This is a genomic window from Aestuariimicrobium sp. Y1814 (assembly GCF_050113895.1).
Lineage (GTDB): Bacteria > Actinomycetota > Actinomycetes > Propionibacteriales > Propionibacteriaceae > Aestuariimicrobium.
Window position 1 is genome coordinate 161,912 of record NZ_JBNJRW010000006.1, and the last position, 24,858, is coordinate 186,769.

A 24,858-nucleotide genomic window follows, 5' to 3' on the forward strand; every position below is an offset into this window, starting at 1 on the left:
CCGGCCGGCTTCGGTCGGCGCTTCGTTCTTCGGGCGGCGCGCTTCAGCCTTCGAACTTGTAGCCGAGCCCCCGGACGGTGACCACCAGCACCGGGTTGGACGGGTCGGCCTCGATCTTGGAACGCAGCCGCTTGATGTGCACGTCCAGGGTCTTGGTGTCACCCACGTAGTCGGCCCCCCAGATCCGGTCGATCAGTTGACCACGGGTCATCACGCGGCCGACGTTGCGCAGCAGCAGTTCCAGCAGTTCGAACTCCTTGAGCGCCAGCCGCACGGGCTTGCCCCCGACCGAGACCTCATGGCGCTCGATGTCGACCCGCACCCCGTTGCGCTCGACGACATCGGGTACCAGGTCGGTGTCGGCGCCGCGGCGCAGTACTGCGCGGATTCGGGCCACCAGCTCGCGGTGGCTGAACGGCTTGGTGACATAGTCGTCGGCACCCAGTTCCAGGCCGACCACCTTGTCAACCTCGGAGTCGCGGGCAGTCACCATGATCACGGCCACGTTGCTGCGCTGGCGCAGCTGGCGGCAGACCTCGGTGCCCGGCATGCCCGGCATCATCAGGTCGAGCAGCACCAGGTCGGCCCCGTTGCGTTCCATCTCGGCCAGCCCGGCGGCACCGTCCTCGGCCTCGGAGACCTCGAAACCTTCGCGACGCAACATGTAGGCGGTCGCTTCCCGGTAGGACTGCTCGTCCTCGATGATCAGAATCCTGGCCATCCTGTTCCCTTCACCCTTCGGTCCACGTCAGTCCTGGTCCTGCTGGGAGGTCGTGCCGGGCAGTCGCAGCGTGAACGTGGAGCCCTGCCCGGGCTGGCTCCACACGTTCACGGTACCGCCATGGATGGCTGCCACATGCTTGACGATGGACAATCCCAGCCCCGTGCCACCACTGGACCGGGAGCGAGCGTAGTCGACCCGGTAGAACCGCTCAAAGATGCGCTGCTGTTCGTCCGACTTGATCCCGATGCCGTTGTCAGCCACCGCAATCTCGACGAACTCGTCATCGCCGTCGGTGACCCGCCGGTGGCTGATCGCCACCCGGGAGCCCTCGTCGGAGTAGACGATCGCGTTCTGCAGCAGGTTGGTGAGGGCGTCCTCGAGGCGGGGCGGGTCGCACATCAGCTCGAGGGTCTCGTCGCCGGTGGTGGCGATGGTGACCCGGCGTTGCACGGCCAGTTCGCGGGTGCGGTCGATCGCGGCGTCGACGATGTGGCCCACCTCGGCGAGTTCGTGGGCGACCGGGGCGTCACCGGCCTGGAGTCGGGACAGTTCGATGATCTGGCCGACCAGGTCTGCCAACCGGCGCGACTCCTTCGACAGGCGCCCGGCGAAGTGCTCGACTGCGTCCGGGTCGTGGGCTGCTTCGCTGACGGCCTCGGCCAGCAGCGAGATGGCCCCGATGGGGGTCTTCAACTCGTGGGAGACGTTGGCGACGAAGTCGCGGCGGGTCTCGTCGACCCGCAGCAGCGGGGTGCGGTCCTCGGCCAGGACGATCACGACACCGGCGTCCAGCACCGCCACCCGTACCGTCAGGTGCAGGGTGGGTGAGCCCACGCCGCGCTGCAGTTCCAGGTCGGTGGTGGTGCTGTGCCCGCTGGCGCGGCAATCGCGGACCATGTCGAGGACGGCCGGCACGGCGATCCGGTCGGCCCGGGCCAGGCCCTGGGTGCGGGCGGCGGCGTTGGAGTGGATCACCTCGTCATGCGGGCCGACAGCCATCGCGGCAGCCTTCAGCACGCCGATCATCGTGCGGACCTGGGGGTCGACCTCCCCGAACCGGTTCACCGCCTGGGTGCGCTGCTCGCGTCGGCGCCGCAGGCTCAACCCCACCACACCGAGGATGATCCCGAGCACGAGTGCCGCCACCGGCCACAGCCACGATTCCACGCAATGAGCTTAGAGCGCCCACGGTGATCGTCCGACCGTGAGCCGGCCCGAGGGTCGGGCAGCACGCGGACATGAAAACCGCCCGTTCACCGGGTGTTCACCACTGGTTCACCGGCCGAGCACCCCGGGGTCGCCTTGGACCCCTAGCGTCATTGTCGGCCCACGCCCGGCAGCGTGGGAGGGTGCGACATGCCTGCCTGACACGGCCGGTTCGCACCAGCGAGAAGTATCGCCGGCATTTCACTACGATGTTCCGCAGAGGCCAGGCGGCCGCTGTCAGCCAAGAGAGAGGCGCCCCGATGCGTGCAATGCGCGAGACCTACCACGAGGAACTCGACTCCGTCATCAACGACCTGGTGAGCATGACCGACCTGGTGCAGGTCGCCGTCAAGGATTCCACCCAGGCCCTGCTGCAGGCCGATCTCGGCATCGCCGAGCAGGTCATCTCGAACGACGCCAAGATCGACGCGATGCACGACGACCTCGAGCAGCGCTGCTTCATCCTGCTCGCCCGCCAGGCGCCGGTCGCCGGCGAACTGCGCACCGTCGTCGCCGCGATGCGGATGACCTTCGAGCTGGCCCGCATGGGCGACCTGTCGGCCCACATCGCCAAGATCGCTCGCCTGCGCTACCCCGAGAAGGCGCTGCCCGCCGACCTGGAAGCCAACTTCACCCGCATGAGCGAGCTGGCCGGCGAGATGATCACCACCGCCAACGCGACCCTGACCGACCGTGACACCGAAGCGGCCCTGACCCTGGCCGACGAGGACGAGGAAATGGACGCGCTGCGCCGCGACCAGTTCAAGGTGCTGCTGAGCGACGACTGGAACCACGGCGTCGAGAAGGCCGTGGACGCCGCCCTGCTGGGCCGCTACTACGAGCGCATCGCCGACCACGCCGTCGCCTTGGGTCGACGGATCATCTACATCATCACCGGCGAAGCCCCCGAGGGCGAGAACTGGCCCAATACGTTCTAGTTTGTCCTCGCTCCGCTCGGACGGCGCTTCCAAAACCGGGTTCGCGGGGCGCTCGCCGTACCTCGCTCAGCCGGGCCGCGGTGCGGGCCGAGTGAGCGAGAGAGGAACAAAAGCATCACGGGCCGCACACTCTGCGAGTGTGCGGCCCGTGAAGTTGTATTGGGCTCCTACTACTTCTTGCCCTGGTTCTTGACGGCCTCGATGGAGGCGGCGGCGGCCTCGGGGTCGAGATAGCGACCGCCGGGGGTGACCGGTGCGAAGTTGTCGTCCAGTTCGTAGTACAGCGGGACGCCGGTGGGGATGTTCAGGCCCGAGATGTCCTCGTCGGAGATGTTGTCGAGGTGCTTCACGAGGGCGCGCAGCGAGTTGCCGTGGGCGGCGATCAGGACGACCTTGCCGGCGGCCAGGTCGGGCTTGATGTCCGACTCCCAGTAGGGCAGCATGCGCGCGACGACGTCCTTGAGGCACTCGGTGAGCGGGCGCTCGTCCGCAGGGATGTCGGCGTAACGGGGGTCGTTGAACTGGCTGTACTCGCCGTCCTGGTCGATCACCGGCGGCGGCACGTCGTAGCTGCGGCGCCACTGCATGAACTGCTCTTCGCCGAACTGGTCGCGGATCTCGGTCTTGTTCAGGCCCTGGAGCTTGCCGTAGTGGCGCTCGTTGAGCCGCCAGCTGCGCTTGACCGGAATCCAGTGCCGGTCGCAGCCGTCCAGCGCGATCTGTGCGGTGTGGATGGCCCGGCGCAGCAGCGAGGTGTGCAGCACATCGGGCAGCAGGTTCTCGGCCTGCAGCAGGCCGGCGGCCTTCTCGGCTTCGCCGACTCCCTTCTCGTTGATGTCGACGTCCACCCAGCCGGTGAACAGGTTCTTGGCGTTCCATTCGCTCTCACCGTGGCGGAGCAGGATCAACTTCGAGGTCATGGTCGAAAGTCTAGCGAGCAGCCCCGTCCCGCACGGGTGGGGGTGCAGCCCCGACCGGCCGGCACTGCCCTGCTCGCTAGGCTGAACCTCATGCCGTACTCGACCAGCCAGGGGCAGGGCAGCATCCGCAACCGGATCATCGCCCTGGTCATCCTGCTGACCGCGTTCGCGCTGGCCGTCTCGGGCTTCACCCTGTACGCGCTGCAACGCGCCAACACCATGAGCCGGATCGACGACTACCTGCTCAAGGTCGAGGAGGAACTGCTGATCCTGGCCCAGGACGGGGTCGACCCGGTCACCGGGCAACAGTTCGCCGGCCCCAGCGAGGTGCTGCGCACCTACCTGGAACGCAATGTGCTGGCCCAGAACGAGGGGCAGGTCGGCGTGGTGGGCGGGCAGGTGCGCTGGACCGCCGCGGACGGGGTGCCGCTGCGGCCCGAGAACGATGCCGAGCTGATGGCCACGCTGGTCCCGCTGGGCGACCTCGACCACATCTCGCGGGGCCAACTGCGGACCGGCAGCGGCAACTACGTCTACCTGGTGGTGCCGCTGCACTTCACCGCGCTCGGTGATGTGCCCGAGGCCCGCGGCGCGCTGATCCACGTCCACGACCTCGGGGTCGAGCAGCGGATCCTCAACCAGACGATCCAGCAGTACGCCCTGGTCGCGCTGGGTGCGCTGGCGCTGGTGGCGGTGCTGGTCTGGCTGGTCGTTGCGAGGCTGCTTCGTCCGATCGGTTGGCTGCGCGAGACCACCGAGTCGATCGGCGAGGACGACCTGACCACCCGGATCCCCGTCCAGACCCGGGACGACCTGGGCGGGCTGACCATCAGCATCAACAACATGCTCGACCGGGTGCACGACTCGGTCGAGAGCCAGCGCAAGCTGCTCGACGACGTCGGCCACGAGCTGCGCACCCCGATCACCGTCGTACGTGGCCACCTCGAACTGGTGGACCCGAACGACCCCGCTGACGTGGTCGCCACCCGCGACCTGGCCCTCGACGAACTACAGCGGATGGGCAAGCTCGTCAACGACCTGCTGCTGCTGGCCACCTCGACCCGGCCCGACTTCATCCAACCCGACTGGTCCGACCTGCCGACCCTGCTCGACTCCACCTTCGAGAAGGCGCGGGCGCTGGGCCCCCACCAGTGGCGCATCGACGCGATGGCCTCCGGTGAATCCTGGCTGGACTCGACCCGGATCACCCAGGCGTGGCTGCAGCTGGCCGCCAATGCCGTGAAGTATTCCGATCCCGGCAGCAGCATCGCGCTGGGCTGCAGGGTCACCCGCGGCGAACTGCACCTGTGGGTGAGCGACGAGGGCACCGGCATCCCCGCCGACGAACTGTCCAAGGTGCGCGAGCGGTTCGGACGAGCGCGTGGGGCGGCGGCCAAGTCCGCCGACGGGGCGGGCCTGGGGCTCAGCATCGTGGAGAGCATCGTCAACGGCCACCGGGGCCGGCTCCTGATCGACAGTGAAGTCGGCGTCGGGTCGACGTTCACGATGGTCCTGCCGGTGAGCCCCCACCAGAGCCTCGCCGATCCGCCACCCGGGGAGGCGTCCCCGCCCTCGTCCGGGGCTGATGGCGAACAGGCGGAGGAAACCGCTGTGGACGGATCGTCCGATTCAGCCCCTCGGGGGCACTGACACCTCGTCCTCGGACAGCATGGGGCCCGAGGTGCGGCGCCACAGCGCCAGCGCACCCAGCCCCATCAGGAAGGGGCCGGCCACCGTGTAGGTGCGCCAGATCAGCAGGGCGGCGATGACCGGTTCGGTGATGGCTTCGCCGGCGGTGCCGACCACGGCCGCCATGATCGCTGCGTCCATCACCCCGATCCCCTGGAAGGGGAACAGGGTCAGCGGGTAGGCGAACAGGAAGGCCACGGCGATGGCACCCAACGGGAGGGTGTCGGCGTCGACCCCGAGGAACCGGATGGTGAGGGTGAGCATCGCCAGGTCGACCAGGACCATCGCCAGGGTGACGGCCAGCGCCCGGGGGAACTTGCGCGGGAACCCCTCGGCGATCGCGCCCTGGAAGTTGCGGAAGGACTGCGACATCGCTTCGGGGTCGACGCTGCGTCGCACCCGCGCCAGCACCCGGCCGAGCTTGAGGCCGATGGTGGCTGCGTTCTGCTCACCGCGGACGACCAGCAGCAGCCCGATCACCAGCGCCGCGCACACCAGCAGGCTGAGCAGGTCTGCCCAGCGCCAGCCGACATCCTCGGTGGTCAGCGGCACGATCAGGAACCCGAGCAGCGGCACCCCGAAACGGACGATGAACATGGTCATCGCGTTCACGGTCGTGCCGGCCACCGCGATCGGCACCGGGACGCCCCAGGACTTGAACCGGGCCACCCGCAGCACCATGTCGCTGGGCGGTGGCGCCAGCATGGAGGCCGAGTAGGCGCTGAGGTCGTTGAGCAGCGCCTGGACCAGGGTGATCGAGCGGATGTAGACCGCCAGTGGGGCCGCGTTCAGGAACTGGCGCACGACGAGCACCCCCAGCAGCACCAGTCCGTGCCACCACTCGAGCAGGCCCAGCGCACCCCACACCAGGTCGAAGTCGATCCGGCGGTACAGGCGCACCAGCGCCACCACCACCGCCACGGACAGCGCCAACAGCAGCAACCTGATCACCCAGCCCCGGCGTCGGGCCTCGCGGAAGGAAGCCTGCTGGTCGCGGTCCTGCGCGGCGGCTGGGGGCGTCGATGCCATGGCTCAGTCCTGTCCTGGTGTCCGCCAGGGCGGGAGCCGTGCCGGTCAGGAGTCCAAACTATGCCATCGTCACCGGTATCGTGGAAGGACCATGTCGGGGTCCTCCCAGTACAGGGCCTGCGGCACGTCGGCAACCGCGGGAGGAAGCCCAGTTGAGCACCATCCTGATCATTGAGGACGAGGTCCGCATCTCGAGTTTCATCTCGAAGGGCCTGCATGCGGCCGGGTTCACCACCCATGCCACCACCTCGGGCGTCGAGGGGGTCCAGCACGCGGTCCACGGCGACTTCGACCTGGTCATCCTCGACGTGGGCCTGCCGGACATCGACGGGTTCGAGGTGTTGGAACGACTGCGTGGCCAGGGCGTGAACGTGCCGGTGATCATGTTGACCGCCCGCGGGTCGGTGACCGACCGGGTGGCCGGGCTCGAGGGTGGCGCCGATGACTACATGTCCAAGCCGTTCAGCTTCGAGGAACTGCTGGCCCGGGTGAAGTTGCGGCTGCGCAGTGACTCGTCCTGTGATTCGGGGGCGCAGCAGAGCGCGACCACGATCTCGCACAACGGGCTGGTGCTCGACTACCGCACGCGTCGCGCCGAGGTGGACGGCAAGCAGGTCGACCTGTCGGCCCGAGAGTTCGCCCTGGCCGAGACCTTCCTGCGCCACCCACAGCAGGTGTTCAGCCGCGAGCAGTTGCTGTCGAACGTGTGGGGTTATGACTTCGACCCCAACTCCAACGTGGTCGACGTCTACGTGCGCTACCTGCGCAAGAAGCTGGGGGCCGAACGCTTCGAGACGGTCCGCGGGATGGGCTACCGGCTGGTCTGACCAGCCGGACAAGGACCCTGCCCGGCCTGGCGCGCCCGGCCAGGGTCAGTCGTCGTCATCGTCCCAGTCGTCGTCATCATCATCGTCGTCGTAGATGACCTTCTTGGGGGCCTGGGTGACCTTCTTGGGGGCGTGGGTGACCTTCTTGGCGGTGGTCTGCGCCGGGCTGGTCGTGGGCTGCTCGGTGGTGGCCGGCGCCGATGACGTGTCGGCGGTCGTGCTGGGGACCGCCGGGGCGGTGCTCGTCGAGGTTGTCACGCTGGGCGTGGGGGTCTCGGGCAGGGAGCCCACGGTGATGGCGGGCTTGGTGCCGACGGTGATGGCGGGGTTGTTCGGCTGCCTGCCACCGGCTGCGGCGGACGCGTAGAGCGCGCCCCCGACCCCCAGCAGGCCGACCACCAGCGCGATGATCCAGCCATGGGACTTCTTCGACATGGTCTCCCCCTCGTTCGCCGGGCCGGGCAGCCCAGCGGTTCAGCGTCCAGCCCATCAGCCGCAGATGAGCCACGAGGGATGCGTTGATGAGAAAACTCTCATCTGCCCGCCATGGGCCCCGGTCCACCGATGCGCGGTGCATGCCAGAATCGGGCCATGAGCAACGACGTCCAGGCTGCCCCCCACACCCCGACCGCCCTGGTGACCGGAGCCTCGTCCGGCATCGGCGCGGCCACCGCCCGCTGGCTCGCCGGCCACGGTTACCGCGTGCTGCTGGCGGCCCGACGCGTCGACAAGCTCGACGCTGTCGCGGCCGAGACCGGCGGCACGCCCATCCAGTGCGACATCACCAAACCGGACGAGGTCGCCGCGCTCGCCGAGGCCGTCGACGGCTCGCTGGACCTGCTGGTCAACAACGCCGGGATGGCGCTGGGCCAGGAGCCACTGGCCTCCACCGACCTGACCGACTGGGACCGGATGTTCCAGACCAATGTGCTGGGCACCGCCCGGGTCACCCAGGCCCTGCTGCCGGCGCTGGAGGCCGCCCGGGGCTGCATCGTGTTCGTCACCTCGACCGCTGCCGAGGCCCCCTACGAGGGGGGTGGAGGCTACAACGCCGCCAAGTCCGGTGAGCGGGCGATGGCGGGCGCGCTGAGGCTCGAGATCGTCGACAAGCCGATCCGCGTGTGTGAGATCTCGCCGGGCATGGTGCGCACCGACGAGTTCTCGAGCACCCGCTTCGGCGGCGACCAGGAGCGCGCTGACAAGGTCTACCAGGGGGTGCCCGAACCGCTGGTCGCCGAGGACATCGCCGAGTGCATCGGCTGGATCGCGACCCGCCCGCCGCATGTGAACATCGACCGTCTGGTCGTGCGCCCGCGGGCCCAGGCGGCCAACCACAAGGTGCACCGGGTCACCTCATGAGCCTCGCGGACGAGCAGGTCGACCGGCACGCGAGCATCACCGATCCCCACGGTCTGACGCCGCGTCGTCCGGGGTGGAACATTTCGTTGCTGCCGGCGCTGCTGGTCTGCCTGTCCGCACTGTTCCTGTTCGCCCTGGAGTGGCGGCCGGTGGGCTACCTCACGATGGCCGCCGGCATCGCCCTGTGCACCTGGCTCGACCGGGTGCTGCTGCGTGACCTGCTGCTGATCGCGACCGGCATCATCATCGTCTCGACGGTGTCGGTGCGGGCCAACGTCAGCTGGGCCAACGTGTTGCTGCTGGGCACGGTGCTGACCATGGCGGTGGCGGTGCCCTACCTGCTGTCGCGGTTCGGCTACGGCGACCATGCGATCAGGTTCCAGTGGCTCTCGGGTGAGCGGTGGACGAGGGGGATGATCGCCTACCTGGTGGCGGTGCCGGCGATCGGCTGGCTGGTGCTGCCGGCCTACTTCGTGCGCAGCGGCACCTACCTGAACTGGCCGCCCCTGGCTGATTGGACCGAGGTCGCCCGGTTCTTCGTGGGCGTGAACTACATGGGTTCCTGGGATGAGTTCTTCTTCATCTGCACGGTCTTCGCGCTGCTGGCCAGGCATTTCTCATTCGTCTTCGCCAACCTGCTGCAGGCAATCGTGTTCGTCAGCTTCCTGTGGGAACTCGGCTACCAGTCCTGGGGCCCGGCCCTGACGATCCCCTTCGCCCTGCTGCAGGCCTACCTATTCCTGAAGACCCGCTCGCTGCTCTACGTGCTGTGCGTGCACCTGCTGTTCGACGTGGTGGTGTTCCTGTCGATCCTGCATGCCCGCTACCCCGACCGGTTGCCGATCTTCTGGTACGGCAGCTAACCCCTCGGACGAGCCTCACCGATCCACCTCAGGCCGGCTTGCCAGCGCCCAGCGCCAGGTAGTTGCCCGCGCTCGGCATCCTTGCCCCAGTTCAACGCAGGGCAAGGCGTCGAACTGAGGCAAGTTGGTGTGGGGGTGCCGACGAGCGCGCAGCTGCCCCGGTCCCATTCAGGAACCGGGGCAGCAGGACGACTCAGTGCAGTTCGATCAGCGCCTGACCACCTTGGACGGACTGGCCGGGAGTGACCAGGATGTCGCCGACCGTGCCGGCGTGCGGCGCGGTGATCTCGGTCTCCATCTTCATGGCTTCCAGCACCAGCAGCACCGCGCCGGCCTCGAAGGCATCGCCCTCGTTCACCAGGATGCGGGCCACCGAACCGGCCAGGGGCGCCACCACAGCATTGGCGCTGGCAGCAGGCATCGACGCAGTGGTCGGGGCGGCCACGTTCGACGCAGGTCCGCCGCCGATGATGATGGCGCCGGGACGCTGGCGTTCCTCGTCGGCGACCTCGACCTCGACCTCGTACTCGGTGCCGTTGACGGTCAACTTCAGTTGCATGACTTCCTCTTCTCGATCACCGGACGTGCAGGACCTGGCGGTTGTGGACCTTGCTGCGGCTCTCACTGGTCCAGGCACTGGACTGGCGGAACCGGACGGCCTTCACCTTGACCGAATGGCCCATGTAGGCGGCCACCGCCGCCGAGATGGCAACCAGGTCTTCTTCGGGGATGCGCTGGCTCTTGGCCAGCTTCTGCACCTGCGCCTCGAGGGCGTCGACCTTGGCGGTCAACGCCTCGATGGCGGCGAGCAGTTCGCTGTTGTCACTCATGACAGCTCCGATCAGGCAGGGCCGAGGCCGTGCTTCTTGGCCGGGCGCAGTTCGCGCTTGCTGGCGAGCAGCTCCAGGGCGGTGGCGATCTCACGACGGGTGTCGGCCGGGTCGATGATGTCGTCGACCAGCCCGCGCGAGGCTGCCACGTAGGGGGTGGAGAAGGTTTCCCGGTACTCCTCGACGAGCTCGGCCCGCCGCTTCTCGGGGTCCTCCGCCTCGGCGATCTCGCGCTTGAACACGACACCGGCAGCACCCTCGGCACCCATCACCGCGATCTCGGCGGTGGGCCAGGCGAGCACCTTGTCGGCCCCCAGGTCCTTCGAGCACATGGCCAGGTACGCGCCGCCGTAGGCCTTGCGCATGACGACCGTGATCTTCGGGACGGTGGCTGCCGAGTAGGCGTAGAGCATCTTCGCGCCGTGGCGGATGATGCCGTTGTGCTCCTGGGCGACGCCGGGCAGGAAGCCGGGCACGTCGACCAGGTTCACCACCGGGATATTGAAGGCGTTGCAGAACCGGACGAACTTGCTGGCCTTGTCGGAGCTGTCGATGTCGAGCACGCCCGACATCACCGAGGGCTGGTTGGCAATGATGCCGACCGTGCGCCCGACCACTCGTCCGAAGCCGACGACGATGTTCATCGCCCAGCCAGCCTGGACCTCCAGGAAGTCGGCCCGGTCGACGAGTTCGGCGATGACCTCACGCACGTCGTAGCCCTTGCGAGAATCGTCCGGCAGGATCTGGCGGACCTTCTCGTTCGGCGAGACGTCGAAGTCGGGGTCGAGGATCGGGGCGTCCTCGGTGTTGTTCTGCGGCAGGAAGCTGAGCAGCTTCTGGGCGATCAGCAGCGCCTGCTCGTCGTCGTCGGCGACGAAGTGGGTGACACCCGAACGCGCCATGTGGGCATCGGCCCCGCCCAACTCGTCCTGGGTGACCTCCTCGCCGGTGACCTGCTTGATCACGCCCGGGCCGGTGATGAACATGTGGGCCTTGCGGGTCTGGATGATGAAGTCGGTCAGCGCCGGGGAGTAGGCGGCGCCGCCGGCGCAGGGCCCGGCGATGACGGAGATCTGCGGCACCGCACCCGAGAGTGCGACGTTCTGGTAGAACACCTGCCCGTAGCCGGACAGGGAGTCGATGCCCTCCTGCACACGGGCGCCGCCGGAGTCGTTGATGAAGACGAACGGGGTGCCGGTCTTCAGCGCCGAGGCCATCGTCTCGGCCACCTTCACCGAGTGCGCCTCACCAGCCGAGCCACCGACCACGGTGAAGTCCTGACTGGCCAGGTGGATGGGGCGCCCAAAGACGGCCCCGGTGCCGGTGACGACGCCATCGGCCGGCATGTCGGCCTTGTCCATGCCGAAGGTGGTGGTGCGGTTGCGCCGGAAGGCGCCGGTCTCCTGGAAGGTTCCCTCGTCCAGCAGCGCGTCGATCCGCTCGCGGGCGGTCAGCTTGCCCTGGGCACGCTGCTTGTCCAGCCGCTTCTCGCCGCCGCCCAGTTCGATCTTCTGGCGGGCCTCGCGCAGGGTCTCCAGCCGTTCGTCCATGGTGTGGACTTTGTCAGCCATTGTGGTCCTCTCGATCTAGGTGGTGCGGGATCAGGCCGGTTCGACCTTGACGTGGTGGGTGCGCCCGCCGAGGGTGATGTCGTAGGAAATGGGGCCACGCACGGCCTGGGCGTTGCCCTTGGCGGCCTCGGCGTCGGCCTTCAACTGCGCGTCGGTCTTGCCGACGTTCTTGGGGCCCTCGTGGCGGCTGGCCAGGAAGCCGGGAGCCACACCGGGGAACATGGCGTTGGTCAGCACGTCCTCGTCCGACCCATCGAAGCCCTCGAGCTTCGCGGCGTCCTCGTGCAGCTTGTCCCACTCGGGTTCGAGCAGGTCGGCCGGACGAACCGAGATCGGCTCCTTCTTGGCCTGGGCCTTGGCGATCTCGATGACCTCGGGGTCGCGTTCACCGGGGCACTCGCCGTAGAAGCCGAGCATCAGGTCGGCGAACTCACCGGTCATCACCTTGTAGCGGCCCATCAGCACGTTGAAGACGGCCTGGGTGCCGACGATCTGCGACGAGGGGGTCACCAGCGGCGGGTAGCCGGCGTCCTTGCGGACCCGCGGCACCTCCTCCATGACGTCCTGCATGCGGTCGGCCGCGCCCTGGTTGCGCAGCTGCGACTCCATGTTCGACAGCATGCCGCCGGGAATCTGGGAATCGAAGATGCGGGTGTCGACCAGGGTGGCCGACTCGAACTCCTTGTACTTCGGACGAACCGTGGCGAAGTGGTCGCGGATCTTGCCGAGGCGGTCCTTGTCGAGCCCGGTGGTGTACTCGGTGCCTTCCAGCATTTCGACCAGTGCCTCGGTCGGGTTGTGGCCGGGGCCCAGCGACATCGACGAGATGGCGGTGTCGACCACGTCGGCGCCGGCCTCGATGGCCTTCATCAGGCTGACCAGGGTGACGCCGGTGGTGGCGTGGCAGTGCACGTTGATCTGCACGTCGGGGTAGGCGGCCTTGATGGCGCTGACCACGTCGTAGGCGGCCTGCGGCTTGAGCAGCGCGGCCATGTCCTTCAGGGCCAGCGACTGGGCGCCCATGTCGATCAGGCGGCCGGCCAGCTTCACGTAGCCCTCGGTGTCGTGCAGGGGGCTGACGGTGTAGCAGATGGTGCCCTGGGCATGCTTGCCGGTCTTGGTGACCGCGTTCATTGCGTGCTCGAGGTTGCGGGGGTCGTTGAGGGCGTCGAAGACGCGGAAGACGTCCATGCCGTTCTCGGCGGACTTCTCGACGAACTTGTCGACGACCATGTCCTCGTAGTGGCGGTAGCCCAGCAGGTTCTGGCCGCGCAGCAGCATCTGCAGGCGCGAGTTGGGCATCAGTTCGCGGAAGGTCCGCAGCCGCTGCCACGGGTCCTCGTTGAGGAAGCGGATGGCCGAGTCGAACGTGGCCCCGCCCCAGCATTCCACCGACCAGTAGCCGGCTGCGTCGATGTCGGCGCAGGCCGCCACCATGTCTTCGGTCGCCATACGGGTGGCCATCAGGCTCTGGTGGGCATCCCGCAGCGCTACTTCGGTCACACCAATCTGTCGCTGACTCATGGCCCCAACGCTATCCAGCGAATGCGCCCCATTTACGGGGGGAGCACGAAATTCCTGAGGAGGTATCAGCTATTGGGCCAACCACCCGTCGCGGGGCGTGATTCCTTGTGAGCGATGTGGCTTTTGGCAACCCCATGGCAACACCCGTCAGCGGTCATGGTCGCGGGCTTGGCGTTTCCTTCAAGACGGGACACCACACCTCACCCGTGCAGATTGAGCGGAGGTCACCGACCATGGCACATACCACCATCACCAGCCCCCTTCCGGGTGTCGAAGCCCACCCCGGCAAGGGTCACTACGGCGTCTACGACCACGGCGCCCATGTCTTCGCCTGGCAGCCGAACGCCAAGCAGCCGGTGCTGTGGATGAGCGCCGCCAGCCTCTTCGCCGACGGGGAGCCGCTGCGTGGCGGTGTCCCGGTGATCTTCGCCGGGTCGAACACCCTGACCCACATCAACGACGCCTCGTTCTGGCTGGTCAAGGGTTACTTCGACCTGTCGGTGAAGGACACGCTGAAAACCTGGGGCATGCTCGCGTTGAGCTGTTCGATCATCGGCCTGGTGACAGTGCTGGCGCTGAGCCTGGTGTTCTGAGGCCCTGGTGTTCTAGGCCCTGCGCCGCCCCCACCGGGTGGCTGACCTGGACGAAGCCCTCCCCGCGCGGTGCGGGGAGGGCGTCGTCCGTCTTGTGTCGCAGGCCGGCCGGAGCTCCGGGGACAGCCTCAGGAGGGGCGGGTCACCACGGTCATCGTGGACTGGTCGACCACCGCGGTGAACCGGTAAGTGCCGCAGCGGATCGACTCATGCTCCTCATGGTCGAGCCCCGACCAGTCCCAGTTGGCCACCCGCGGCGAGTCCGGGCCGCACTGGGGTGGGTAGGACTCCAGCACCACCGTGCAGAACCGGACGGTGCCGCCGTCGTCCAGCACCATGCCCTCGACGGTGCGCGGCACGGGGCCGCGCAGCGCGATCACCAGCGCCAGCACCGCCAAGGCCAGGGCCACCGGGGTCATCACCAGCCGTTCCGGCTTCGAGCGTGAGATGGCATTCATCACCACGCCCAGCGCCAGCACCCCGGCGATGACCCACATCGCGACCCGACTGAAGCTGTTCGGGAAGGGGTCGAGGACCCCGGCCAGGTCGAGCACCACCAGGGCGAGGAAGGCGTAGACCAGCACCGAGACCGCCGAGGCGACCCGGAAGCCGGTCGGCAACACGTCAGGGTGCTGGCCTCCCCAGGCGAAGCGACCCCAGGGCGCACCGAGCGCCAGGGCCACCTGGAAGGCACACAACAGCACCAGCACGGCGACGAACACCAGCGCAATGATCACACTGTGATGCTAGTCGGCGCCTCCAACGCACCGCGGGGCCGCCAGCCCCGGCTCTCCCCTGACTCCCACATCGGACGACCTCAGAGCAGTTCGGCCGAGGTGGCCACGGCCCGCAGGTCCGACTCCGGGGCGGGCTTGCCCCAGGCGACGTGGCGCCAGCGCAGCGTGAGCACCGATCGTCCGGCCACCGGGGGGCGCCCAAAGCTGACGAAGGCGTAGTGGTCGGCGTAGTCGTTGCGCGAGTTGGTGTACTCGGTGTACATCTGGCGGGCGTAGACGATGGCGGAACCGTCGTCCCAGTCCAGCAGTTCACCCGACGGCAGCTGGTCGGCCGACCGGTACAACCCGTGGTCGCCGTTGATGGGCAGCTCCGGGTCGGCCTGGTGGTCATCCGGCAGCAGGTAGGCGGTGAACTCACCCAGGGACCAGACCGGGCCGGCGACATCGTGGGTCACCTGCCGCGGTGTCGCGTCATTGCACTGGGGAACGTGTCCCAGCCGCACACCGAGGTTGGCGAGGTCCACCTGCCCGATGACATCGCACGAGGACGCCCGCTCCCCAAAAATGCCCGTGCAGCCGGACAGCACGGCGAGCGCCCCACCGGCGACCAGCAGCCGGGAGCCATGGACCAGGGCATGACGCCGAGAGACAGACATGATCCCAGTGTGACCCCCACCAGGGGCCACGGGGAACAGGCTGCCGAGCAATGGGGGCTGGGAACTTCCCGGCAACCGTGACAGACTCGCAGCCATGGGACGAGAACTGGCCAGCAACCCGTGCCAGACCAAGTGCAACTGGTCGGCCCGGGATGAGTTCATCGATGGGCTGCGGGTCTTCGCCTGCTCCGGCTGCCACTCCGAGTGGACCGCCGCCGAGCCGTGGGCACCCGCCAATGTCGACGGCGTCCAACCGACCGACGTGATGGCCGCGCGCATCGCCTACAAGATGCGGACGAGCGACTCGCACTGACCCCGGTCCCTTCCCAACATCGGTAACACGGTGTGGAATGGGTGTATCAGGGCAACCCTCCCGGATTCCTGTCAGGTGAAGCTGTTCCCTGTAGCCGCCAGGAGGTACCACCGTGCCAGCGTCCCAGCTCCGGGTCCTCGACCCCCTCACCGCCGAACCGCTGCCGCACGGCGCCCCACCCCGCCCGATCGCCTACCTCGGTGACCAGCTGCTCGTCCGCGGCCTGCCCGGCCACACCCGTGAGTCGGCCCTCGAGCTGCTGCGCAAGGCCGCCGAGTCCCTCGGCCACCGCCTCGAGGAACCCGACACCTCCAAGCTCGAACACAGCCTGCTGCAGCAGCCCCGCCTGGCCCGGACCCTCGACCGGCTGTGGACCACCACGGTCAGAATCGTCAACCCGTCGGGGCCACCGGCCGACGCCTGGCCGGTGCTGCAACAGGCCCGCCGCTTCGACCCCGAGCTCGCCGGGCACCTGCAGCTGAACCACGTCGTGCACCTGGCCCCCGACTACCAGGGGATGCCCTACTACGTGTCCATGCCGTACTACGTCTCGATGCCCTACTACGTGTCCATGCCGTACTACGTGTCCATGCCGACCGGCGCCCCGCCCCCGTCCGAGTACACCCGGGCCGGCAGCGGCGGCCGCGCCCCCGTGGCACTGGTGCTGCCCGACCCCGCCCTGCGCGCCCGCAAGCTGGCTCGTCCGCCGCTGGTGGTGGTGCCCGACACCGCACTGGGCAAGCACCCCTGGTTCAGCGACCCGCAGCAGGCCTCCGACGAGGTCCGGGCGCGCGGCCTGCGGCTCGGGCTCGGCGGCGACGTGCCGGCCGTGGCCGCCGCAGCGACACCCCCCGACCCCCTCGACGGACGAGTGCCTCCCTACGCCGGGCACGCGACCTTCATCACCGGGCTGATCCGCCAGACCTGCCCCGAGGCCAGGGTGCAGGTCATCCCGCTGTTCGATGATGCCGGCACCATGCCCGAGGGCGCACTGCTCGAGGTGCTGGCCCTGCTGCTGGTGCGCCAGTGGGACGTGCTCACCGGCCAGGCGCCCAGCAGTGACCTGGTCGATGTGTTGTCGTTGTCGCTGGGCTACTACCACGAGGACCCCGACGACGCCCTCGAGGACGCCCCGCTGCGGCTGGTGCTCGAGCAGCTCGGACGAAGCGGTGTCGCGGTGGTCGCCTCGGCGGGCAACCAGGCCACCACCGACCCGCTCTACCCCGCCGCCTTCGCCGGCCACACCCGGCCCTTCGACGCGAACTGCCTGCCGGTGGTCAGCGTCGGGGCGCTCAACCCCGACCAGCGCACCGTGGCCTACTTCTCCAATGCCGGCGACTGGGTCTCGTGCCAGCGCCCCGGCGCGGCCCTGGTCAGCACGGTGCCGGTGGACCTCAACGGCGAACTGCAGGCCGGAGCCGCGTGGCGGGCCGCCGGGCAGGACCGCGCGACCATCGACCCGGAGGAATTCCGTGGCGGCTTCGCCACCTGGTCGGGCACCTCCTTCGCCGCCCCCGTGCTGGCCGGGCAGCTGGCCGCCCGGCTGGTCAACGACCCCACCCTGGCCGACCTGGACGCCGCCGACGGGGTGCGGCGAGGCTGGCTCGCCCTGCAGCAGGAGTTGGGGTGGACACCATGACCACCCCCGACCGGGCCCGCCCCGGCACCAGCCAACTGTTCGACCAGGCCGCGGCCGCCTTCAGCGACTACCGCGACGGCAGGCCCGGGCGGATCTCGGACCTGGTGCGCCTGGTCACCCCGGCCCTGTGGGCGGTGGCCCGCTCGTGCCGGCTCGACGCCCGCCAGGCCGAGGACGTGGTGCAGACCACCTGGGTGCGGCTGGTGCAGAAGGCCGACACCATCGCCGACCCGCAGGCGGTGGTGGCGTGGCTGGTGACCACCACCCGCCGCGAGGCGTGGCGGGTGAGCGGGCAGGCCACCCAGGCGCCCCAGCCCGACGAGGGCATCGACGAACTGGTCTCGTCCGACCCCGGCCCCGACGTCGTGGTCACCACGGCGGACGAGAACTCCAGGCTGTGGCAGCACGTGACCAACCTCAGCCCCCGCTGCCAGGCGCTGCTGCGGGTGATCGCCTATGCCGCGCGCCCCGACTACGCCCACATCTCCCGGGCGCTGGGCATGCCGGTCGGGTCCATCGGGCCCACCCGCGGACGATGCCTGGCCGCACTGCGCAAGGCCTTGGCCGACGACCCCCAATGGACCCAGCTCGAGAACGGAAACCGGGGATGAACAATGACTCCCTCGTCCACCTGGACGGTGAAGACCTCGTCCCCCTCAACGATGACGACCATGCCCTGCTCGACGCCATCGTCGAGGCCCAGGAGGCCTTCGACCCCCTGCCAGCGGGCCTGCTCGAACGGGTGGAGTTCGCGATCTCGCTGGAGCGGCTCAACGCGGAACTGGCCACCCTCACCGCGGACGAACTGGTCGCCACCCGCAGCGACGTGCAGGTGAGCACCGACACCATCACCTTCACCGCCTCGAGCATCAGCCTGATGATCGTGCTCACCCCGCACGGTGACCGGGTGCGGATCGACGGCTGGGTCACCGGCGGCGGGGTCAGCGTCACCCTGCACACGGGCGCCGCCGCGCACCGTCAGGTTTCCGATGCCACCGGACGACTGGTCTGGCCCGAGGTCGCCCACGGCCCGGTGCGGTTCCTGGTCGAGTCGGACCTGCCCGGCGCCCGCCCGGTGGTGACCCCGACGATCGAGGTGTAGGTGCACCAGACCGCCCACGCCCTGTACGACCAGGCCCGTGCCGCGCTCGCGGAGCACCGCACGGACGAGGCCGACGCGCTCCTCGAGCGGGCCGGACGGGCCTGCCCACCCGGTGAGCTGGAACTGGGGCTGCGGATCCGGATCAGTTCGGCGTGGGTGGTCTTCGAACGTGAGGGGCTGGCGGGCGCGGTCGCGGTGGCCGCGCGGGCCCGTGCGGCCGCCGAGCAGGCGGGCTTGCCCGAGCTGGTCGCCAACGCCAGCGTCCAGGAGGGGATCCTGCATGCCCGGGCCGGCGACCTGGCGCATGCCTGGCGGGCGCTGTCGGGGGTCGAGGCGACTGCTCTGGCCGAGCCGGACCGGATGCGGATGCTGATGAACCGGGGCACGATCGCCTCGGAGCTGCAACGCCTGGACGAGGCCGCCGCCGACCTGGCCGGGGCCGCCGCGCTGGCGGTCGACCTGGGGGTGGCGCCGCTGCAGTTCATGGCCCGCCACAACCTGGGCTGGGTGCAGTTCCTGCGTGGTGACCTGCCGGCCGCGCTGCGCGAGATGCTGGCCGCCGACGAGGTCGATGTCGACCTGGACCGGTCGGTCGCCCGGCTCGACCGCGCCCGGGTGCTGCTCGAGGCTGGGCTGGTCGTCGAGGCTGAGGAACTGCTGCTGCTCGCCCGCACCGGCGCCCCGGGTGCGCAGCAGGCAGCCGAGATCGACGTCGACCTCGCCCGCTGTGCCCTGCTGCTCGGACGACCGGGGCCGGCTGCACGCCGGGCCGCTGCCGCTGCCCGGGTGTTCACCGGGCGCGCCGAACCGGCCTGGGCGCGGCGCGCCCAGCTGGTGAAGTTGCAGGCCAGTCCGTCGGCCGGTGCGGCGCGCCGGCTGTGGCAGGCCGCCCGCGCCGCCGGTGACCGCGGGGTCGCCGCCCAGGCGGCTGCGGTCGGCATGGCGGTCGCCGTCCACCCGGGCGCCGGGCGTTGGGACGACCTGACCGGTGACCTGGCCTGGTTGACCCGCTCGCAAACCGTGTCGCGGAGGCTCTCGGGGCTGGTCGCGCTGGCCCGCCGGGAGGCCGACAGCGGCCGCGCGCAGGCGGCACGTCGGCTGCTCGCTCGGGCCAGTCGGACCCTGACCAGGGCCCAGTGGAGCCTGGCCAGCCTCGACCTGCGGGCCGCTGCGGCGCTGCACGCCGAGGCCGCGGCAGCACTCGACCTGGACCTGGCCGCCGACCTGGGGCCGGCAGCGCTGGTCGAGACCCTGGAACGGTGGCGGGCCGCGATCGCGCCGGTGCCGCAGGTGGGTCGCTCCCCCGACCCGCGGGTGGCGGCAGCAGCGACCGCACTGCGCCGGCTGCGCACCGAGCACCCACCCACCGGACCACTCACCCCGTCCGAGCGGCGCCGGATCACCAGCGCCGAACGGGAGTTGCAGGCGCTGACCTGGGGTACGGCCGGTGAACTGCCGCCGCCGGCGGTGACCTGCTCGACGACCCACCTGGCCGCTCGTGCCCGTCGGGCCGGGGTGGTGCTGGTGGTGACGGTGCGCATGGGGGACGAGCTGTCGGCGGTGCTGCTGGGCGACGGGCCGGTGCGCCAGGTCAGCCTCGGTGCGGCCAGTGCGGCGATCACAGCGGTCGAGCAGGTACATGCCGACCTGACCGCCGCCGCCCGGCTGGGGCCGGCCCACCCCGTGGCCGGGGCCGTCCGGGCCTCCCTGGCGGCGCGCCTGGCCGACCTGTCGCGGCGGTTGGTCGAGCCGTGGGAGGGCACCCCCCACCCGGGATCGACCACCGGGAGCCGACCCCGGGGCGTGGTGATCGTCCCGACCCGGGCGTTGTCCGGAGTGCCCTGGCCGGCCCTGCCGGCGCTGGCCCGGGTGCCGGTGACGGTCGCACCCACCGCCTCGAGCTGGGCCGGGGGCGCGCGCGTGGTCCACGCGCCGACCGTGGGGGTGCTGACCGGCCCCGAGTTGCCGTGCGCCGCCGCCGAGGCCGCCGCGGTGGCGGGCCACTGGCCCGGCAGCACAGCCCCTCGTCCGGGCCTGGTGCAGGCCTTCGCCACCCACGACCTGCTGCACGTGATCGCCCACGGCGAGCACCGCGGCGACAACCCCCTGTTCTCGAACCTGCACCTGGACGAGGGGGTCGTGGTCGCCCACGAGCTGGAGGGGGTCGACCTGCGCGCCAGCCACGTGGTGCTGTCGGCCTGTGAAGTGGGCCGGGCCACCCACCGACCCGGGGACCAGCCGCTGGGCCTGACCTCGATGCTGCTGTCGTCCGGGGTGACCTGCGTGGTGGCCCCGGTGGCGCCGGTCAACGACCGGCTGGCTGCCCGGGTGATGGCCGACTACCACCGGGAACTGGCCACCGGCCTTGAGGCGGCCGAGGCACTGGCCCGCGCCGTCGGGGACGACCCGCAGGCCGGGGCCTTCGTCTGCTTCGGGGCACCCTGGCGCGTGGGCCTCGGGAACTGAGCCCGGACGGGGAACTGACCGCGTCCCGCCCGGATGGGGCAGCGGGGCTCAGAAGAGGAAGTCGATGCCCAACCCGTGGGCGACGATGCCGGCGATGCCCACCAGCACTGCACCGGCCACCACGAGGTAGGCACACCAGGCAGCAATCCGGTGACCGTGCGCATGCCAGCGCACCCCGAGGCTGAACAGCGCGGGCAGCCCGGCACCCAGCAGCAGTCCTGCCGCGAGCACCCTCCAGATGGCATCGAAAGCCGCCAATACCTGTTCCATCACGACACCACCGGTTCAGACTCTTGCACGGCCAACTGGCTGTCGCCGTCGTCATCGCCGGCTTCCCAGTCGTCGTTGACGTTGTGGTGCCCGATGGGCGCTCGCTGGGCATGCAACCACATCCACACCGCCAGCACGCCCATCACGAACATGATCAGCATCGGCCCCAGTACGCCCCCGAGGAAGTTGGCGAGCAGCCACATCACTGCGCCGACCAGCGCTGCCGCGGGCAGCGTGATCAACCAGGCCACACCCATCCGCGCGGCCACCCGCCACCGCACCTCGGCACCCTTGCGCCCCAGCCCCGACCCGAGGATGGAGCCGGTCGCGACATGCGTGGTCGACAGGGCGAACCCCAGCTGCGAGCTGGACAGGATCACCGCGGCCGACGAAGCCTCGGCAGCCATGCCCTGGGGCGGGGAGATCTCGACCAGGCCCTTGCCCATGGTGCGGATGATGCGCCAGCCGCCCAACCAGGTTCCCAGCGCGATGGCCAGGGCGCAGGAGACCTTCACCCACCACGGGATCGACTGGGTGTCGACCCAGCTGCCGTGGGCGATCAAGGCCAGCGTGATGACACCCATCGTCTTCTGCGCATCGTTGGCCCCGTGGGCCAGCGAGACCAACGAGGCGGTGCCGACCTGGCCCCAGCGGAAACCGGAGTCCATCAACCCCTGGGCCACACCGCGGGAGATCCTGAACACCAGGCTGGTGCCCACCATGGCGACCAGGATCGCGATGGCCGGCGAGGCCAGGCCCGGCAGGATCACCTTGCCGACCACCCCGTCGAGCTTCGAGCCGGTGCCGACCCACTTGACGGCCCCGATGCCCAGCCCGGCGATCGTCGAACCGATCAGGCCACCGAACATCGCATGGGACGAGCTCGACGGCAGGCCGCGCAGCCAGGTGAACAGGTTCCAGACGATCGCGCCCCCCAGCCCGGCGAGCAGGACGAGCAGCAGCGGGTAGCCGCCGTCCCCGACCAGGTCGGCGCGGGGTGTGCCGTCCGGGTTCTGGATGCGGATGATGGCGTTGGTGACGGTCAGGGCCACCTCCACCGACAGGAAGGCACCGACCAGGTTGAGCACGGCGCACAGCGCCACGGCCACCCGCGGTGTCAGGGCGCGGGTGGCGATCGACGTGGCCATGGCGTTGGCGGTGTCGTGGAAACCGTTGGTGAAGTCGAAGGCGAGGGCAGTCGCCACGACCAGGATCAGCAGGACCAGCTCAGGGGTCACGGTCGAAAGCGTAGCGGCATTGTCACCTCCAGTTCACCTGGGGGCCATCTGAAGATCACCTGCGGGTCACCAGTGCGGCCCAGCCATCCGAGTCGGGTGCGGCGTATCAGTGCCGCCCCGGCCCGCTCCTCCAGTCGACGGTGCAACCTGCGCCGCCCACGACCCAGGAGGCGCCACCATGGCCCAGGCAATGGGACCGACCTACGCCGGCGGTTCACAACCCATCACCAAGGACGGGTACGACGTGCTGTACCTGCCCGATGTCAACAACCGCGAGCTGATCGCAGCAGGCGAGGCACCCGTGTTCTACTTCATCCCCAACCAGGTGCGGATGGCCCGCAAGGAGGGCCCCGAGAAGGGCGACTACCTGTTCAACCTGCTGCGTTTCGCCGGCACCGGCGGTGAGGGTGTGATCGGTGGTGGCGGAGACGTCGCCGGCGGCATGCTCACCTTCTCGGTGACCGGTGCCCTGCCCGAGCAGACCCGCACCCAGGCCGAGAACCAGATCAAGGCCCAGTTCGCCAACTCCCAGGATGTGTTCTTCGGGCTGAAGAACTCCCGCAAGCCGCCGATGTTCCGCCCGGCGATCATCGCCTCGAGCACCACCAGCGTCTCGAACCTGGCCCCGACCGCGACGGGCTTCCCCGCCGTCGACCCGGGTGGCACCCGTGGGCCCGGCGGGGGTTTCCGCACCGTCGGCATCCCCACCAGCCAGGTCCGTTCCCGCGACGCCGAACCGGCCACCCGCGACAGCAACCTCGACCCCTGGTACTGCATGCTGCAGGGGCAGGGTTCGGGCTCCATCGACCCCTCGGGCACCCATGCCTTCTCGGGCCTGCTCGGCACCTACCCCACCTCGATCGCGTGGGCCGCGTTCCACGGCGGCGGCAGCCCCCTGATCGTGATCCAGAACTACAAGCTGAAGGTCTGGTCGCCGGTGTGCACCATCAGGATTGACGGCAACTGGGACTCGGTCTTCCAGCACTTCTCCGCAGCTGCCTCCGGGCGGTACCTGTGGGCGAAGGTCGACGTGGCCGCCGAGTTCAACAACATGAGGAAGTCCGGCTCGATCAAGGTCGACGTCAAGGTCGACACCACCCTGCCCGGCGCCGACGAGATCGCCCGCAAGATGGAGGAACGGTCCGACCTGGTCTTCAACAAGTTCATGGAGATGGCCCAGCGCACGATCTTCGACCAACCCGCCCCGCAGGTGGAGGCCGCCAAAGCCGACTCGGGCTCCTGGTCACCCTGGGGTGTCGGCCTGGCCCTGAAGTACCGCCGCGACGAGAACCACCTCGACCTGCACTACGAGGAGACCAAGCAGTTCGCCTACCTGCAGGACCACACCATCTCGAGCTCGCTGGCCGGCATGGCCGACGACATCAAGGCCGACCCCGACGCCGAACGCAAGTACTTCCAGACGATCCACCTGGACGACTGGCCGCGGCGACTGGCCCGGGTGGTTCGTCCGGTGGCGAGTTGGAACGACAAGACCGTGCAGTTCCTGTCGGTGCAGGTCGGCTACCCGAACACCAACGGCGCGCTCAACTGGGAGGGCCACAGCTTCTCCTCCAGCGACGGCGCCGACCCGACCTGGAAGTTCCAGACCTCGCAGAAGGAGGCCGCCGACGTCAGCAACGCCCCGGCGGGCTGGACACCCGACAAGACCTTCGTCAAGCGCAAGGTGCACCTCGCCGAGCCGCCCAGCGAGACCCTCGACCCGTACCACCGCGTGCAGATCGAACGCAATGTGATCGACCTTGACCCCGAGCCGAACGGCAGCCTGCTGAACGACACCACCCTCGAGGTGCGCGCCGACACCGCCGGGCGCATCGCGGTGGGCCCGATCGGGCTGGGCGTGATGCTCGAGGACAACTCGCAGACCGTCGAGGTGGTGATGGAGCCCACCGACCGCGACTACAAACCGCTGGGGATGGCTCCGGTGCGATTCCGGTGGAGCTTCAGCGACGTCGACACCGACCGCAGTTGGACGGTCTTCTCCGGCGATCCCCAACTGCTGCCCTACTACCGCTACCAGGTGACCGCCACCGTCAAGGGCACCCTGTTCCGCAAGGGCCAGAGCTGGACCGGACCCTGGGTCGAGGGCAACGGCAACGGGCCGATCATCATCGACGTGCCCCCGCCGGACGGGGACGGGGTGACCACCCGCTCGCTGACCGAGGACCGGGTGCGTGCCCTGCGCGACCTGTCCTCGTCCACCCGTGAGGTGGCCGCGAACAACGCTTCCCCGGCGGCCGAGTCGAGCTACGAAGTCGCGCCCGAGTCCAGCCCCGCCGGCCGGCCCCGCAGCGCCGAAACCCAGCCGTTGACCTTCCTGAACTACCAACTCTGAGCGGACGACTG

General features: G+C 69.5%; 25 protein-coding genes. 12 read left to right on the forward strand and 13 right to left on the reverse strand.

Features of this window, described 5'->3' with window-relative positions; genetic code table 11:
* Positions 1–43 precede the first annotated feature (43 nt).
* Positions 44–721: a response regulator gene (locus ACQE3C_RS09100; RefSeq protein ID WP_434538865.1), complete on the reverse strand. Its 678-nt coding sequence runs from the start codon at positions 719–721 to the stop codon at positions 44–46.
* A gap of 27 nt (positions 722–748) precedes the next feature.
* Positions 749–1,891 carry a sensor histidine kinase gene (locus ACQE3C_RS09105; RefSeq protein WP_434538866.1) on the reverse strand — a complete coding sequence of 381 codons (1,143 nt, stop codon included), beginning with the start codon at positions 1,889–1,891 and terminating at the stop codon, positions 749–751.
* Positions 1,892–2,199: 308 nt separating this feature from the next.
* Here ACQE3C_RS09105 and phoU point away from each other — a divergent pair, with 308 nt between their 5' ends.
* Positions 2,200–2,868, forward strand: a complete 669-nt coding sequence (phoU, locus tag ACQE3C_RS09110; RefSeq protein ID WP_434538907.1) for a phosphate signaling complex protein PhoU — start codon at positions 2,200–2,202, stop codon at positions 2,866–2,868.
* A 170-nt stretch (positions 2,869–3,038) separates the two neighbouring features.
* Here the strand turns inward: phoU and ACQE3C_RS09115 are convergent, their stop codons facing one another.
* Positions 3,039–3,788, reverse strand: coding sequence for a phosphoglyceromutase (locus ACQE3C_RS09115; RefSeq protein WP_434538867.1), 750 nt, complete (start codon positions 3,786–3,788; stop codon positions 3,039–3,041).
* Positions 3,789–3,878: 90 nt separating this feature from the next.
* On the opposite strand from ACQE3C_RS09115, the gene ACQE3C_RS09120 reads away from it, so the two are divergent.
* Positions 3,879–5,438, forward strand: a complete 1,560-nt coding sequence (locus ACQE3C_RS09120; RefSeq protein WP_434538868.1) for an ATP-binding protein — start codon at positions 3,879–3,881, stop codon at positions 5,436–5,438.
* On the opposite strand, the gene ACQE3C_RS09125 is transcribed toward ACQE3C_RS09120, so the two are convergent.
* Positions 5,418–6,506, reverse strand: coding sequence for a lysylphosphatidylglycerol synthase domain-containing protein (locus ACQE3C_RS09125; RefSeq protein ID WP_434538869.1), 1,089 nt, complete (start codon positions 6,504–6,506; stop codon positions 5,418–5,420). The two genes, ACQE3C_RS09120 and ACQE3C_RS09125, sit on opposite strands and share 21 nt — an antisense overlap.
* Positions 6,507–6,658: 152 nt before the next feature.
* On the opposite strand from ACQE3C_RS09125, the gene ACQE3C_RS09130 reads away from it, so the two are divergent.
* Positions 6,659–7,333, forward strand: a complete 675-nt coding sequence (locus tag ACQE3C_RS09130; RefSeq protein ID WP_434538870.1) for a response regulator transcription factor — start codon at positions 6,659–6,661, stop codon at positions 7,331–7,333.
* Between the two features lie 45 nt (positions 7,334–7,378).
* Here the strand turns inward: ACQE3C_RS09130 and ACQE3C_RS09135 are convergent, their stop codons facing one another.
* Positions 7,379–7,768: a hypothetical protein gene (locus ACQE3C_RS09135; RefSeq protein WP_434538871.1), complete on the reverse strand. Its 390-nt coding sequence runs from the start codon at positions 7,766–7,768 to the stop codon at positions 7,379–7,381.
* A 156-nt stretch (positions 7,769–7,924) separates the two neighbouring features.
* Here ACQE3C_RS09135 and ACQE3C_RS09140 point away from each other — a divergent pair, with 156 nt between their 5' ends.
* Positions 7,925–8,692 carry an SDR family NAD(P)-dependent oxidoreductase gene (locus ACQE3C_RS09140; protein WP_434538872.1) on the forward strand — a complete coding sequence of 256 codons (768 nt, stop codon included), beginning with the start codon at positions 7,925–7,927 and terminating at the stop codon, positions 8,690–8,692.
* Positions 8,689–9,555, forward strand: coding sequence for a CPBP family intramembrane glutamic endopeptidase (locus ACQE3C_RS09145; RefSeq protein ID WP_434538873.1), 867 nt, complete (start codon positions 8,689–8,691; stop codon positions 9,553–9,555). The genes ACQE3C_RS09140 and ACQE3C_RS09145 overlap by 4 nt, the downstream gene beginning before the upstream one ends.
* Before the next feature lie 193 nt (positions 9,556–9,748).
* On the opposite strand, the gene ACQE3C_RS09150 is transcribed toward ACQE3C_RS09145, so the two are convergent.
* Genes ACQE3C_RS09150 through ACQE3C_RS09165 form a run of 4 tightly spaced genes read right to left on the reverse strand, consistent with a single transcriptional unit; the run spans position 9,749 to position 13,480 of the window.
* Positions 9,749–10,114 (reverse strand): biotin/lipoyl-containing protein, encoded by a 366-nt coding sequence (locus ACQE3C_RS09150; protein ID WP_434538874.1) that lies wholly within the window; start codon positions 10,112–10,114, stop codon positions 9,749–9,751.
* A gap of 16 nt (positions 10,115–10,130) precedes the next feature.
* Complete coding sequence (locus ACQE3C_RS09155; protein ID WP_434538875.1) at positions 10,131–10,385, reverse strand: hypothetical protein; 255 nt, start codon at positions 10,383–10,385, stop codon at positions 10,131–10,133.
* Between the two features lie 11 nt (positions 10,386–10,396).
* Positions 10,397–11,956 carry an acyl-CoA carboxylase subunit beta gene (locus ACQE3C_RS09160; RefSeq protein WP_434538876.1) on the reverse strand — a complete coding sequence of 520 codons (1,560 nt, stop codon included), beginning with the start codon at positions 11,954–11,956 and terminating at the stop codon, positions 10,397–10,399.
* 30 nt (positions 11,957–11,986) lie between these two features.
* Entirely contained in the window at positions 11,987–13,480 is a 1,494-nt protein-coding gene (locus tag ACQE3C_RS09165; RefSeq protein WP_434538877.1) for a methylmalonyl-CoA carboxytransferase subunit 5S, read from the reverse strand.
* A gap of 233 nt (positions 13,481–13,713) precedes the next feature.
* Here ACQE3C_RS09165 and ACQE3C_RS09170 point away from each other — a divergent pair, with 233 nt between their 5' ends.
* On the forward strand, positions 13,714–14,073 hold the full coding sequence (locus ACQE3C_RS09170; RefSeq protein WP_434538878.1) for a hypothetical protein: 360 nt from the start codon (positions 13,714–13,716) through the stop codon (positions 14,071–14,073).
* Positions 14,074–14,201: 128 nt separating this feature from the next.
* Here the strand turns inward: ACQE3C_RS09170 and ACQE3C_RS09175 are convergent, their stop codons facing one another.
* Positions 14,202–14,810 carry a hypothetical protein gene (locus tag ACQE3C_RS09175; RefSeq protein WP_434538879.1) on the reverse strand — a complete coding sequence of 203 codons (609 nt, stop codon included), beginning with the start codon at positions 14,808–14,810 and terminating at the stop codon, positions 14,202–14,204.
* Positions 14,811–14,890: 80 nt separating this feature from the next.
* Positions 14,891–15,466 carry a hypothetical protein gene (locus tag ACQE3C_RS09180; RefSeq protein WP_434538880.1) on the reverse strand — a complete coding sequence of 192 codons (576 nt, stop codon included), beginning with the start codon at positions 15,464–15,466 and terminating at the stop codon, positions 14,891–14,893.
* Between the two features lie 94 nt (positions 15,467–15,560).
* Here ACQE3C_RS09180 and ACQE3C_RS09185 point away from each other — a divergent pair, with 94 nt between their 5' ends.
* From ACQE3C_RS09185 to ACQE3C_RS09205, 5 genes are all read left to right on the forward strand, one after another.
* Positions 15,561–15,779, forward strand: a complete 219-nt coding sequence (locus ACQE3C_RS09185) for a hypothetical protein (RefSeq protein ID WP_434538881.1) — start codon at positions 15,561–15,563, stop codon at positions 15,777–15,779.
* Between the two features lie 112 nt (positions 15,780–15,891).
* A complete protein-coding gene (locus tag ACQE3C_RS09190) occupies positions 15,892–17,418 on the forward strand; it encodes a S8 family serine peptidase (RefSeq protein ID WP_434538882.1) in 1,527 nt (508 codons plus the stop codon).
* A complete protein-coding gene (locus ACQE3C_RS09195) occupies positions 17,415–18,029 on the forward strand; it encodes an RNA polymerase sigma factor (protein WP_434538908.1) in 615 nt (204 codons plus the stop codon). Before ACQE3C_RS09190 ends, ACQE3C_RS09195 begins: the two co-directional genes overlap by 4 nt.
* Positions 18,026–18,520 carry a hypothetical protein gene (locus ACQE3C_RS09200; protein ID WP_434538883.1) on the forward strand — a complete coding sequence of 165 codons (495 nt, stop codon included), beginning with the start codon at positions 18,026–18,028 and terminating at the stop codon, positions 18,518–18,520. The genes ACQE3C_RS09195 and ACQE3C_RS09200 overlap by 4 nt, the downstream gene beginning before the upstream one ends.
* The gene (locus ACQE3C_RS09205; RefSeq protein ID WP_434538884.1) at positions 18,521–20,986 is read left to right on the forward strand and encodes a CHAT domain-containing protein; all 2,466 of its coding nucleotides are present in this window, start codon (positions 18,521–18,523) and stop codon (positions 20,984–20,986) included.
* A 48-nt stretch (positions 20,987–21,034) separates the two neighbouring features.
* Here the strand turns inward: ACQE3C_RS09205 and ACQE3C_RS09210 are convergent, their stop codons facing one another.
* On the reverse strand, positions 21,035–21,256 hold the full coding sequence (locus tag ACQE3C_RS09210) for a hypothetical protein (RefSeq protein ID WP_434538885.1): 222 nt from the start codon (positions 21,254–21,256) through the stop codon (positions 21,035–21,037).
* Positions 21,256–22,494, reverse strand: a complete 1,239-nt coding sequence (locus ACQE3C_RS09215) for an inorganic phosphate transporter (protein ID WP_434538886.1) — start codon at positions 22,492–22,494, stop codon at positions 21,256–21,258. The genes ACQE3C_RS09210 and ACQE3C_RS09215 overlap by 1 nt, the downstream gene beginning before the upstream one ends.
* Positions 22,495–22,672: 178 nt before the next feature.
* Here ACQE3C_RS09215 and ACQE3C_RS09220 point away from each other — a divergent pair, with 178 nt between their 5' ends.
* Positions 22,673–24,847 (forward strand): hypothetical protein, encoded by a 2,175-nt coding sequence (locus tag ACQE3C_RS09220; protein WP_434538887.1) that lies wholly within the window; start codon positions 22,673–22,675, stop codon positions 24,845–24,847.
* Positions 24,848–24,858: the final 11 nt, after the last annotated feature.

Bases quoted from the DNA above. Each gene is read 5' to 3' on its own strand.
- ACQE3C_RS09100 (WP_434538865.1), bottom strand. From the start codon at position 721: ATGGCCAGGATTCTGATCATCGAGGACGAGCAGTCCTACCGGGAAGCG.
- phoU (WP_434538907.1), top strand. From the start codon at position 2,200: ATGCGCGAGACCTACCACGAGGAACTCGACTCCGTCATCAACGACCTG.
- ACQE3C_RS09115 (WP_434538867.1), bottom strand. From the start codon at position 3,788: ATGACCTCGAAGTTGATCCTGCTCCGCCACGGTGAGAGCGAATGGAAC.
- ACQE3C_RS09120 (WP_434538868.1), top strand. From the start codon at position 3,879: ATGCCGTACTCGACCAGCCAGGGGCAGGGCAGCATCCGCAACCGGATC.
- ACQE3C_RS09125 (WP_434538869.1), bottom strand. From the start codon at position 6,506: ATGGCATCGACGCCCCCAGCCGCCGCGCAGGACCGCGACCAGCAGGCT.
- ACQE3C_RS09135 (WP_434538871.1), bottom strand. From the start codon at position 7,768: ATGTCGAAGAAGTCCCATGGCTGGATCATCGCGCTGGTGGTCGGCCTG.
- ACQE3C_RS09140 (WP_434538872.1), top strand. From the start codon at position 7,925: ATGAGCAACGACGTCCAGGCTGCCCCCCACACCCCGACCGCCCTGGTG.
- ACQE3C_RS09145 (WP_434538873.1), top strand. From the start codon at position 8,689: ATGAGCCTCGCGGACGAGCAGGTCGACCGGCACGCGAGCATCACCGAT.
- ACQE3C_RS09150 (WP_434538874.1), bottom strand. From the start codon at position 10,114: ATGCAACTGAAGTTGACCGTCAACGGCACCGAGTACGAGGTCGAGGTC.
- ACQE3C_RS09155 (WP_434538875.1), bottom strand. From the start codon at position 10,385: ATGAGTGACAACAGCGAACTGCTCGCCGCCATCGAGGCGTTGACCGCC.
- ACQE3C_RS09160 (WP_434538876.1), bottom strand. From the start codon at position 11,956: ATGGCTGACAAAGTCCACACCATGGACGAACGGCTGGAGACCCTGCGC.
- ACQE3C_RS09165 (WP_434538877.1), bottom strand. From the start codon at position 13,480: ATGAGTCAGCGACAGATTGGTGTGACCGAAGTAGCGCTGCGGGATGCC.
- ACQE3C_RS09170 (WP_434538878.1), top strand. From the start codon at position 13,714: ATGGCACATACCACCATCACCAGCCCCCTTCCGGGTGTCGAAGCCCAC.
- ACQE3C_RS09180 (WP_434538880.1), bottom strand. From the start codon at position 15,466: ATGTCTGTCTCTCGGCGTCATGCCCTGGTCCATGGCTCCCGGCTGCTG.
- ACQE3C_RS09185 (WP_434538881.1), top strand. From the start codon at position 15,561: ATGGGACGAGAACTGGCCAGCAACCCGTGCCAGACCAAGTGCAACTGG.
- ACQE3C_RS09195 (WP_434538908.1), top strand. From the start codon at position 17,415: ATGACCACCCCCGACCGGGCCCGCCCCGGCACCAGCCAACTGTTCGAC.
- ACQE3C_RS09200 (WP_434538883.1), top strand. From the start codon at position 18,026: ATGAACAATGACTCCCTCGTCCACCTGGACGGTGAAGACCTCGTCCCC.
- ACQE3C_RS09210 (WP_434538885.1), bottom strand. From the start codon at position 21,256: ATGGAACAGGTATTGGCGGCTTTCGATGCCATCTGGAGGGTGCTCGCG.
- ACQE3C_RS09220 (WP_434538887.1), top strand. From the start codon at position 22,673: ATGGCCCAGGCAATGGGACCGACCTACGCCGGCGGTTCACAACCCATC.